Here is an 11,648-nt window from a genome sequence, read left to right on the forward strand (position 1 = left end):
GCCGCCACCATGACGGCGCTTCTTCTCTGACAGCACGTTGCGCGTCAGGCATCCTTCAACAGCGACTTAATACAAGTGGACTTAAATCGCGCTTAAGAAATTTCTTAAAAACAGGAGGGAAAATTCCTGGTGAAAGCCAGGTTTCGCCAGCGCGCCGAAGCGAAGCGCGCTGCTATTTTTAGTAAGTGTAAGTTTTGTTTGCTGAAATTACCGCGTTGCTTCGCCATTCCTGCTGAACCCGGCGCAATTTTCCGACGCTAATCGCCTTTTCATTTGTTTTATTTACAGAATCTATCGTGCAGGCAAAATAGCCCTTATTTTCTCTCCAGCGATCAACCATGTCCGAAGAAGCGCTGCGCCAGCAGATTCAGAACCTGAAAAAGCACAATGCGCGCCTCAAGCGCCTGGCGCACGACGCGCGTAATAAGCTGAACGCGGCGCTGGACGGCACCGGCTTGTGCCTGTGGCAGCTGGATATTCCCAGCGGCAAGCTGGTGATTTTTAACCGGCGCTGGGGCGCGATGCTCGGCTTTCAGGCGAAAGAGACCAAAGCGCGCTTTGATGCCTGGCGCGAGTGCCTGCATCCGGAAGATGCCGATGAGGTGCTGCGCGCCTTTTACGATCATATTGAAGGACGCGCGCCCTATTACGAGGCGCTGCACCGTATGATCGGCAAGAACGGCAAAATCACCTGGGTGCTGGATCGCGGACGCGTCAGCGAGTGGGACGAGCAGGGTAATCCGCTCAAAGTGACCGGCACCCATATCGACATGACCAAAGAGAAGAATTACGAAGCCCAGCTCTCCCTGCTGGCGCATCACGACCCGTTAACCGCGTTGCCCAACCGCCACGCGCTGCAGGCGCATTTTAGTCAGCTGCAACGCGCCGGGCCGCTGTGCGTGGCGTTTATCGACCTCGACAACTTCAAGCACGTCAATGACACGCTCGGCCATCGCAGCGGTGACGAGGTGCTGATTCAGCTCAGCCAGCGCATCCGCGATTTGCTGCCGTCAGAGGCCATCGTCGGGCGGCTTGGCGGCGATGAGTTCGTGCTGCTGCTGCCGTTTTTGATTGATTACCCCAAGGTGCGCATTCTGGCGCAGGCGGTGCTGGATGCGGCGCTGACGCCGTTTGATGTCGACAATGGTCATGCGCGGATTGGTGCTTCGATCGGTATCGCCCCGGTACACCGGCGCGACAGCTTCGACGACGCGCTGACCCGGGCGGATGGCGCGATGTACCAGATTAAGAAGAACGGTAAGCAGGGCTTTGGCCTGGCAGGCAATATATCGATGGGGTGAGGGCCAGCGCCCGCACCCCTTGATCACTTAAAACGCAAAACAGGAACAGCCCAGCGCCCCCCAGAACGCGTTGTTGTCTGACACCGGCACCGATGACTGGCGCGCGACATCATGAGCGTGGCTGTGCACGCCGCAGGGGCCGCTGCACTGGTGTACCTGCGGCATCCGCGCGGCACGGCCGCTGGTCTGCGGCGGGGCGCTGCGGTAGTGACCAGGCACGGTAACCACCGGCGACCACTCCGGCAACACCGGCACCGGCGGCGGTGCCAGCGGCGTGAAGCTGCCGGCGGCATACACCACATTGCCATCCACCAGCGTCAGCACCGATTCAATGCCTTTGATCTCCTCTTCCGGCACGCTAAAGAAATCTTTCGACAACAGCACCAGATCTGCCAGCTGGCCGACTTTGATCTCACCTTTGGCGCTCTGCTCGCTGGAGAACCAGGCGCTGCCTTTGGTCCACAGCATCAGCGCGGTTTCACGGTCGATGCGTGCGTTGTCATCGTACAGCTGCATCCCGCCGACGGTACGGCCTGAAACCAGCCAGTACAGTGCGGTCCACGGGTTATAGCTGGCAACGCGGGTGGCATCGGTACCGAGGCCGACCGGCACGCCGGCCTCCAGCATGCGCGCCACCGGCGGCGTCTGCTTCGCGGCCTCTTTACCGTAGCGATCGACAAAGTATTCCCCCTGGAAAGCCATGCGATGCTGCACCGCCAGCCCGCCGCCGAGCGCTTTTACCCGCTCAATATTGGCTTCAGTGATGGTTTCCGCATGGTCAAAGAACCAGTGCAGGCCATTGAACGGAATGTCGCGATTCACCTTCTCAAACACATCCAGCATGCGGCTGATCGATTCGTTATAGGTGGCGTGCAGGCGGAATGGCCAGCGATGCTCCACCAGGTGGCGCACCACGCGCTCCAGCTCATCTTCCATGCCGGGTGCCAGATCCGGGCGCGGTTCGAGGAAATCTTCGAAGTCCGCCGCCGAGAACACCAGCATTTCACCGGCACCGTTGTGGCGCAGGAAATTGGTGCCCTGGCCCGGCTTCAGCATATCGGTCCACTTCTCAAAGTCTTCCAGCTCGTGGCCGGGACGCTGGGTAAACAGGTTATAGGCGATGCGTACCGTCAGCTGCTTTTTCGCGTGCAGTTCGGCGATCACGTCGTAATCGTCCGGGTAATTCTGGAAGCCGCCGCCGGCGTCGATGGCGCTGGTCAGACCGAGGCGGTTCAGCTCGCGCATAAACTGACGCGTTGAGTTAACCTGCTGTTCCAGCGGCAGTTTGGGCCCTTTCGCCAGCGTGGCGTACAGCAGCATGGCGTTGGGACGGGCGATCAGCATGCCGGTCGGATTGCCATTGCTGTCGCGCTGGATTTCGCCGCCCGGCGGGTTGGGGGTCTCTTTGGTGTAGCCTACCACTTTCAGCGCGGCGCGATTGAGCAGCGCGCGGTCATACAGATGCAAAATGAAGACCGGCGTATCGGGCGCGGCGGCGTTGATTTCGTCCAGCGTCGGCATGCGGCGCTCAGCAAACTGGAACTCGCTCCAGCCCCCGACCACGCGCACCCACTGCGGTGACGGCGTACGCAGTGCCTGTTCGCGCAGCATACGCAGCGCATCGGCCAGCGACGGAACGCCTTCCCAACGCAGCTCAAGGTTGTAGTTGAGGCCACCGCGAATCAGATGCAGGTGGGAATCGTTCAGGCCGGGAATGCCGGTATGCCCTTTGGCGTCGATGATTTGCGTGTCGCTGCCGGCAAAGCGCATGACGTCCGCTTCGCTACCTACGGCGAGAAACTTGCCGTCTTTGATGGCTACGGCGGTGGCCAGCGGGTTTGCGCGATCGACGGTGTGAAACTTACCGTTGGTAAAAATCAGGGATGCGGTCGTCATTCTGTTCTCTCCGTTAAATTAAGCGTAGCGGCCCTCAGCCACCGTGTTAATGCGCGGTTAAAAATGCTTGCGCCGATGAGGAAAAAAATACGAAATGACAGCAGTTATTGATAACGGATTGTTTTTACGTTGTCGTTCAACTTTTTTTACGGAGGGTAGGGAATGCGTTTAAATCTGGAGGCGCTGCTGATTCTGGATGCGCTCGATCGTCATGGCACTTTTGCCGCTGCGGCCGCGCGACTGTTCAAAACTGCGTCGGCGTTGAGCTATACCGTGCAGAAGATGGAGAGCGATTTAAAAATCACGCTACTCGATCGCTCCGGCCATCGCGCCACGTTCACGCCGACCGGCCGTCTGATGCTGGAAAAAGGGCGGACGCTGCTGCGTGCGGTGAACGAGCTGGAGCAGCAGGCGCGCTACGTGGAGAGCGGCTGGGAGAGTCTGCTGACCATCAGCGTGGATGCTTCGCTGCCGTTCAGCATCCTCACGCCGCTGATTGACGAATTTTATCAGCAGCACCCGCACACCCAGCTGCAGTTCCGTCAGGACGTGCTGGCCGGCTGCTGGGAAGCGCTGCACTACGGCGAAGCGGACATTGTCTTTGGCGCGGTTCAGGAACCCGCCACGCGCAAAGAGATTGTCTGCCAGCCGCTGGGCTGGCTGGAGTATGTGTTCGCTGTCGCTCCTGACCATCCGCTGGCGGCGGAGCCCGAACCGCTGCTGCGCGAACAGATTCGCCAGTATCGCGCGGTCACGGTGCATGATTCATCCCGCCACGGTGCCGGGATGGATTTACGCGTGCTGGATGAGCAGAAGACGCTGAGCGTGCATGATTTCCCGGCCAAACTGCAGGCGCATCTCGCCGGGCTCGGCTGTGGTTATCTGCCGCTTTATCTGGCGCGCCCGCACCTGGCGAGCGGTGCGCTGGTGGCGCGCCAGCTGGACAGCGAGTGCCGGCGCGATATCGCCTATCTGGCGTGGAATGAGAGCGCCTGCGGCAACGCGGCTATCTGGTGGCGCGAGCGCCTGCCGACGCTGCCCGGCCTGAGTGACATCTACGCGCCAGCCTGATCACAGCGCAATATGATGGCTGACCTGCGGGGGTTCATCACCCTGATGGAACTGCAGTACCGCCTGCTGTAACTCAGCATCGGCGCGCGAGACGCGCTGGTGCTGACGCAAATGCTCCTGCCATGACTCCACCATAAACCACTCCAGCAGCGCTCCGGCATCGTCGGTCTGCTCCATTAATCCCCACGCATAGGCACCGTCACGGCGTCGCGCCTGAGCCAGTTTGTGCATGGCGTGCTGGAAAGCGGCGCGATCGGCCTGGGGAACACGGTAGCGAATCTGGATCAGTACGGCACCACGACGGATATCCACCGCATCGCTCACCACCGGTTCAGCCCAGTGTTGCGCTGGCTGCAGATCCGCTTCGCCCGCCGGCAGCGCCAGCCGTTTTGCCAGCAGCGCCGTGATGAGCAGCGCCGCACCGGCCAGCATCAGCGTTGACGCCAGACCCATGTGCTGGGCGATCAGCCCCCAGGCCAGACTGCCACCCGCCAGCGTGCCGTTGAACACCATCAGATAGACCGCCAGCCCGCGACCGCGCACCCAGTCGGGCAGCACCGCCTGCGCCACGCCGTTGAGGGTCGTCAGCGCGATGATCCAGCCGGTGCCCAGTACCAGCATCAGCAGCAGCGCCAGCCACTGTGGCGGACTGAGCGCCAGCGCCACCATGACCAGCGCGCTGAGCACGGCGGAGAGCAGCATCAGTCCATCATGGCTCAGCCGGGCACGCAGGCGCGGCAGCAGCAGCGCGCCGGCAATGGCACCGGCACCGACGGCCCCAAGCAGCAAGCCATAAAAGCCCGCGCTGCCGTGCAGCATGGTGCGCGCCACCAGCGGCAGCAGCGCCCAGATGGCACTGGCGAAGGCAAAATACAGCGCGGCGCGCAACAGTACGCGGTGCAGTTCGCGGCTGGCTTTCACATAGCGCAGCCCGGCGCGGAAAGCGCCAAAGAAGTGCTCATTCAGCGCGGTAGCGGCTTTCGCCGGACGTTTCCACCACAGCAGCGCGGCGATGACGAAAAAATAACTGGCGACATCGGCACCGTAAGCGGCCATAGCACCTAAACTTGCCAGCAGCAGGCCGCCGGTAGCCGGTCCAATCGCCCGGGCGATATTGATGCCCAGCGAGTTGAGCGCGACGGCATTTTTCAGCTCATGGCGGGGTACCAGCTCCGGCACGATGGCCTGCCATGCCGGACCGAACAGCGCCGCGCCGACGCCGCCGACAAAGGTCAGGCCGATCAGCCATTCAACGGTGAGCCAGTGGTTGTGCGACAGCAGCAGTAGCGTGCCGCTGACGCTGGCCATCAGCAGCTGCACCACAATCAGCAGGCGGCGGCGGTCAACAATATCTGACAGCACGCCGGCCGGCAGCGCCAGCAGGAACACTGGCAGGGTGGCGGCGGTTTGCATCAGCGCGACGGCGGTTGGGTTATCCGACAGTCCGGTAATCAGCCAGGCGCTGGCGACGTCGCGGATAAAGCTACCGGTATTGCCGAGCACCGAAGCGGTCCAGATCACGGCGAAAAGCCCGTAGGCGAAAGGGGAAAACGCGCCGCTGCGCGCTGTTTGTGGATTTGGCTGGTTCATCAGGCTGTTCCTGTCAGTGAGCGATGAGAGCACGATACGAAGCTCGCCCGTCAGGAGATAGCGGAAAAAATCGGCCAACTTGTACAAGGATTTTTGATGGCAGGGCTTAGCAAAAATCTTTGCACAAGTTGTCAAAATCTCTGCTTTAGGTTTTTCCAGCATCCCACGCTAGTTTGATTCCCAGACACAACATCACTGACTAACGGAGAAAAAACATGAGCACATTCAAGACTAAAGACGGCGTAAACCTGTACTTCAAAGACTGGGGCAAGGGGCAGCCGGTGCTGTTCAGCCACGGCTGGCCGCTGGATGCCGATATGTGGGACAGCCAGCTCAACTTCCTCGCCGAGCGCGGCTATCGCGTCATCGCGTTTGACCGCCGCGGCTTTGGTCGCTCCGATCAGCCGTGGGAAGGCTACGATTACGACACTTTTGCCGACGATATTCACGGCCTGATCGAGCATCTGCAGCTGGATGAGGTGACGCTGGTGGGCTTCTCAATGGGCGGCGGGGATGTGTCGCGCTACATTGGTCGTTATGGTACCGCGAAAGTGAAAGGACTGGTGCTGCTGGGCGCCGTCACCCCGATCTTTGGTAAAACCGACGACCACCCGGAAGGGGTAGAATCAGCGGTGTTTGACGGGATCAAAGCGGGTTTGCTGAAGGATCGTGCGCAGTTTATTAAAGAGTTCGCTACGCCGTTTTACGGTACCAACGCGGGCCAGACGGTTTCCGATGGGGTGCTGACGCAGACACTGAACATTGCGCTGCTGGCGTCGCTGAAAGGTACGCTGGATTGCGTGACCGCGTTCTCTGAGACGGATTTCCGTGCGGATATTGCCAAAGTGGATGTGCCGACGCTGGTGATCCACGGCAGTAACGACCAGGTAGTGCCGTTTGAAGCCACCGGCAAGCTGGTGCACGAGATGATTGCGGGTTCGCAGCTGAAAGTGTATGAGAACGGCCCGCACGGTTTTGCCGTGACGCATCAGGACCAGCTGAATGCGGATCTGCTGGCGTTTTTGCAGGGGAATTGAGGGGGGAGTGCGTTTTTCCCCTCACCCTAACCCTCTCCCGCCAGCGGGAGAGGGAACCGAGCGAGCGGGGGATTGGCTCTTGAATTAACCTGGGCTGTCTCAGTCCTGCATATGGCAGCGTTTCCCTCTCCCGGTGGGAGAGGGCCAGGGTGAGGGCATCAGGCCGCAGCATCCCGCATCAGACCGCAGTGTCCCGCGTCAGTCCGCCAGCAAATGCCCGTACATCGCCAGCAGGCGACGGGTGACGCCGTTGGTCCAGCCGAAGCCGTCCTGTAGTGGATACTCACCGCCGCCGCCCGGGCGGGCGCGATCGCCGCTGATATCGTACTTCTCTACCAGCTTGTGGTGCAGCGAATAGAAATTCTTCACCGTGGTCAGCCAGTTGACCGCAATCTCGGTTGCCAGCGTCTCTTCACCGTAGTTATTCAGTCCGACCACCGCCATCCACTGCAGTGGTGCCCAGCCGTTGGGTTTATCCCACTGTTCTCCGCTCTCCACCATGGAAGTCACCAGCCCGCCCTGCGTCAGCAGCAGCTGGCGCAGCGCCACCGCCTGCAGATGCGCCTGCTCGGGTGAAGCCAGCCCCAGGAACAGCGGTACCACCGCCGCTGCGGTAAAGGCACCAAAGCGTTCACGACGCCAGTCGTAGTCGCGGTACACGCCTGCGGTGTTGTCCCACAGATAGCGATGAATCGCCTGCTTGCGCGCATCCGCTTTCTTCTGCCACGCCAGGCCGGTAAGTTCTTCGCCCTTCGCGTGCGCCAGCGTCGAGATCATCAGCTCCAGCTTGTAGAGAAACGCATTCAGATCCACCGGAATAAACTGGGTGGTGCGAATGCTGGCCAGACGCTGCGGATCGCGCAACCAGCGCGAAGAGTAATCCCAGCCGGAAGCGGCACCGGCGCGCAGATCGCGATAGACCTCGCTGGCCGGACGACGCGATTTGCTGGCGGTTTCCACATCTTCCATCCACGACTCATCGCGCGGCGTGTCGCGATCGTCCCAGTAGCGGTTGAGCAGCGAACCATCCGGCATGCGCACCACGTGACGATAGGCCTGATGCGGCATCAGCTCGCCGGCCCCGTCCATCCAGAACTGATACTCTTTCATCAACTGGTCAAGATAGCGCTTCGCGCCGCGAATGCCGTCCTCTTCAAACAGCTCGACCATCAGCGCGAACACCGGCGGCTGCGAGCGGCTGAGGTAATAGGTTCGGTTGCCATTCGGCACGTGACCGTAGTTATCAATCAGCCAGGCGAAGTTGTCCGCCATATGACGCAGCAGATCGTCGCGGCCCGCTTCGGCCAGTCCCAGCATGCTGAAGTAGGAGTCCCAGTAATACGTTTCACCAAAACGCCCGCCGGGCACCACGTAAGGCTTCGGCAGCGGCAGCAGCGACGAATGCGGTAAATGCTGCTGCGGCATTTTGGTTAACACAGGCCACAGATCGTCAATATGTTCCGTCAGGGTTTTATCCGGATTGGAAACATAAAAACTCTCATTGACCTGCGGTAAATAAAAATGCTCGTGGACAAATTTTTCCAGGTCGAACTCCGCCGAGCGTTTGCGGCGGCGATAGCGGATTAAAATATCCAGCGGATCGAATTTAGGCGCGCAGTCCGGAAACGTTTTGCTGTCGGCAAAAATACGTGACGTCTGTACGTGCTCAAACAGCTCCAGATAGCGATCGGCAGGCGTCAGCGCATCAGGCGCAGGCAGGCCTTCAATCAGCTCGGGTTCCGGCTCCGAATCCTGCATACCTTCGCGGATAAACTCGTGAGGATCGTATTGATACCCCAGATCAGCATGGGCTTCGTGTTCTCCGAAAGCTTGACGTTGCTGGTGGTTAGTATTAATAGCGGCCTCCTGAAATTGCCTGGTTGCTCAAAGGACAAATTATAGATCTCTGACCCGATGAGACAACAATGCGAAATATCTATGAACGTAATAAAACTTGTCGATTGATCGGCTATTTAAGGCTTTTTTCAGCGAATACAACGTCCTATATTTCAGGAATTGAAAGCAGTGTTTCAGATGAAGCTTTAAATAAGTGAACAGAATTATCTGTAAATAAGAAAATCGTCAGTGATGACGGCAAAAAAGCGGGAAGAGGTTGATCATTTGATGGCAAACGAGACGGGGAAAAGAGGGCTTTTCGTCGCCCTCACCCCGGATTTCACCGCAGGTGAGGGCGCCGTCAGCGCCTTACTTTGCCAGCGTGGCCTTAATTACCGCGGCGAACGGTGTGGTCGGGCGGCCAATGAGTTTGCTGAGCGTGTGGCTGTCGTCGAACAGGGCACCCTGAGCGGCACCGGCGTCGGAATCCGCCAGCAGTTCGGCCAGCGGCGCGGGTAAACCGGCTCCGATCAGCGCCGCGCTGAACTCCGCAGGCGGCAGGTTAACGTACTCCACCTGTTCGCCGGACTGGCGGGCAATCTCCGCACTGAATTCTGCCAGCGTATAGCTGTCATCGCCGGCCAGTTCGTACACTTTGCCGGCCTGATCGTCACGGCTGATCACCTCTGCCGCCGCGGCTGCATAATCCTCGCGCGCCGCCGACGCGATGCGCCCGTCGCCCGCCGCGCCGATAAAGGCATGATGCGCTAACGCCGGTGCGATGCTGGCCGCATAGTTTTCGCTGTACCAGCCGTTACGCAGCAGGGCATAAGGGATGCCTGAAGCCTGCAGCAGCGCTTCGGTGGCGCGGTGTTCGACGCCCAGACCCAGCGGCGAGGTATCGGCATGCAGCAGACTGGTATACGCGATAAATGACACGCCCGCCGCTTTGGCGGCATCAATCACCGCCCGGTGCTGGGCTTCGCGCTGGCCCACTTCGCTGGAGGAGATCAGCAGCACTTTCTGCACCCCGGCAAAGGCGCTGTGCAGCGTCTGTGGCTGGTTGTAATCAGCGGTACGCAGCGCGACGCCGAGTGCCTGCAGGTCCTGCGCCTTTTCCGGTGAACGTACCACAGCGATGATCTCGCTGGCCGGTACTTTCTTCAGCAAGGCATTAATCACTAAACGGCCCAGTTGGCCAGTGGCTCCGGTAATCGCAATCATGGTGTTTTCCTCAGGTTGAACTGGTATGGAAACAGCCTACGAGATAAACTAACTTTTAGTAAGTACTTACAGATTTGTTAGTTTGAGCGGAGTGATGTAAATGGCTGAAAACCTGAGTGATAAATTTTCCCGTGGTGAATTACTCAATGTGAACTGCCCGTCACGTGAAGTGTTAAAACGGATTACCAGCCGCTGGAGTGTGCTGGTGTTACTGGCGCTGCGCGCTGAGACGCTGCGCTTCAGCGAACTGCGCCGCCGGATTGGTGGCATCAGTGAACGCATGCTGGCGCAGACGCTGCGCTACATGGAAGAGGATGGCTTCATTGAGCGTATCGCCTATGAAGTGGTGCCGCCGCACGTGGAGTACCGGCTGACGGCGCTGGGGCATGAGGTGGAAGGGCAGGTCATTGGCCTCGCCGACTGGCTGGAAAGCAATGTCCACCGCATCATTAAAGCGCCGCAGACAGCGTGAGTGCCGTCGCGGCGCGCCAGGCTCAGGCGTGCAAATATTTCTCAAACCAGCCGAGTGTGCGACCCCATGCCTGTTCGGCGGCAGCTTTGTCATAGCGTGGCGTTGAGTCGTTGTGAAAGCCGTGATTCACGCCGGGATAAATATACGCTTCATAGGTTTTGTGGCTGGCTTGCAGAGCGGCTTCATAAGCTGGCCAGCCTTCGTTGATGCCTTTATCCAGCGCGGCATAGTGCAGCAGCAGCGGCGCCCGAATGCGCGCCACATCTTCCGCTTTTGGCTGGCGGCCGTAGAACGGCACGGCGCAGGCCAGCTCAGGAAACGCCACTGCCGCCGCATTGGCCACGCCGCCGCCATAACAGAAGCCGGTGATGCCGACCTTGCCGTTCCCCTCGGGATGCTGCATCAGGAAATCGACTGCCGCGAAGAAATCGTTCATCAGTTTGGTCGGGTCGACTTTGGCCTGCATCGCACGGCCCTCTTCATCATTGCCCGGATAGCCGCCCTGCGAGCTTAAGCCATCCGGCGCCAGCGCGACATAGCCCGCTTTGGCGACCCGTCTCGCCACGTCTTCAATGTAAGGATTCAGGCCGCGATTCTCGTGTACCACCACCACGGCACCCAGCTTGCCGATGGCGTGAGTCGGGCGCACCCGATAAGCGCGTACCTCGCCATGTCCCTGGGGCGACGGGTAGTGAATGTATTCGGCGTTGATATCAGGATCGGTAAACGACACCTGCTCTGCCAGCGCATAATTGGGGCTCATGGCGCTGAGCAGGGTGGCTCCGGTCATGCCAGCGACGGTGAACTTCGCGGCCAGCGAGAGAAACTCGCGCTTGCTGATGCGACCGTGCGCATAGTAGTCATAAAGCTCAAGCAGTTCCTGGGGAAAATCCTGGGCGGTAAGACGGGTCATAACCTCTCCTTCGCTGATTAACCGGACTGTGCTGCTTTAACAAAGCACAGCCTGACGCCGCTGGCAAATGCCATGCCCCAGCGGGTTAATGCGCGATGGCTCACAGAATGTCACCGAAAGGCAGCAAATTAATTTCTTTTTGGTCTATAAAAATTATCTTTTAATTAACAAAGTTTCTTTCTGGCGACTGTGCAGGAAATTTTACAGCGTAACGTGACGGTGCGGTCCTGTGCCGTTTTGTCTGGCGCAGTAATTAACAGCTAAATTAGCCAGTTACCAGATTAACGCCTTTTCCTCTCGCTCTGCTT

Annotated in this window: 9 protein-coding genes; 4 read left to right on the plus strand and 5 right to left on the minus strand. The window is 59.4% G+C overall.

Going from position 1 to position 11,648, the window contains the following annotated elements; genetic code table 11:
- Nucleotides 1-338 precede the first annotated feature (338 nt).
- Nucleotides 339-1,301: a sensor domain-containing diguanylate cyclase gene (locus F3I21_RS14740; RefSeq protein ID WP_150059227.1), complete on the plus strand. Its 963-nt coding sequence runs from the start codon at nt 339-341 to the stop codon at nt 1,299-1,301.
- A gap of 27 nt (nt 1,302-1,328) precedes the next feature.
- Here the strand turns inward: F3I21_RS14740 and F3I21_RS14745 are convergent, their stop codons facing one another.
- Nucleotides 1,329-3,197: an amidohydrolase gene (locus F3I21_RS14745; protein WP_021507615.1), complete on the minus strand. Its 1,869-nt coding sequence runs from the start codon at nt 3,195-3,197 to the stop codon at nt 1,329-1,331.
- A 162-nt stretch (nt 3,198-3,359) separates the two neighbouring features.
- Here F3I21_RS14745 and F3I21_RS14750 point away from each other — a divergent pair, with 162 nt between their 5' ends.
- Entirely contained in the window at nt 3,360-4,268 is a 909-nt protein-coding gene (locus tag F3I21_RS14750; RefSeq protein ID WP_021507614.1) for a LysR family transcriptional regulator, read from the plus strand.
- On the opposite strand, the gene F3I21_RS14755 is transcribed toward F3I21_RS14750, so the two are convergent.
- On the minus strand, nt 4,269-5,858 hold the full coding sequence (locus tag F3I21_RS14755) for an MFS transporter (protein ID WP_150059228.1): 1,590 nt from the start codon (nt 5,856-5,858) through the stop codon (nt 4,269-4,271). It lies immediately after the preceding gene.
- A 215-nt stretch (nt 5,859-6,073) separates the two neighbouring features.
- Between F3I21_RS14755 and F3I21_RS14760 the strand changes: the two genes are divergently transcribed.
- A complete protein-coding gene (locus tag F3I21_RS14760; RefSeq protein ID WP_010616452.1) occupies nt 6,074-6,895 on the plus strand; it encodes an alpha/beta fold hydrolase in 822 nt (273 codons plus the stop codon).
- A gap of 198 nt (nt 6,896-7,093) precedes the next feature.
- Here the strand turns inward: F3I21_RS14760 and treF are convergent, their stop codons facing one another.
- The gene (gene treF / locus F3I21_RS14765; protein WP_058759659.1) at nt 7,094-8,752 is read right to left on the minus strand and encodes an alpha,alpha-trehalase TreF; all 1,659 of its coding nucleotides are present in this window, start codon (nt 8,750-8,752) and stop codon (nt 7,094-7,096) included.
- 348 nt (nt 8,753-9,100) lie between these two features.
- Nucleotides 9,101-9,955, minus strand: a complete 855-nt coding sequence (locus F3I21_RS14770; protein WP_150059229.1) for an SDR family oxidoreductase — start codon at nt 9,953-9,955, stop codon at nt 9,101-9,103.
- A gap of 100 nt (nt 9,956-10,055) precedes the next feature.
- On the opposite strand from F3I21_RS14770, the gene F3I21_RS14775 reads away from it, so the two are divergent.
- Complete coding sequence (locus F3I21_RS14775) at nt 10,056-10,427, plus strand: helix-turn-helix domain-containing protein (protein ID WP_021507610.1); 372 nt, start codon at nt 10,056-10,058, stop codon at nt 10,425-10,427.
- 22 nt (nt 10,428-10,449) lie between these two features.
- Here F3I21_RS14775 and yghX read toward each other — a convergent pair whose 3' ends face one another.
- Complete coding sequence (gene yghX / locus F3I21_RS14780; RefSeq protein WP_150059230.1) at nt 10,450-11,340, minus strand: YghX family hydrolase; 891 nt, start codon at nt 11,338-11,340, stop codon at nt 10,450-10,452.
- Nucleotides 11,341-11,648: the final 308 nt, after the last annotated feature.

Origin of the sequence: Pantoea sp. B_9 (assembly GCF_008632015.1) — a bacterium.
GTDB lineage: Bacteria > Pseudomonadota > Gammaproteobacteria > Enterobacterales > Enterobacteriaceae > Pantoea > Pantoea dispersa.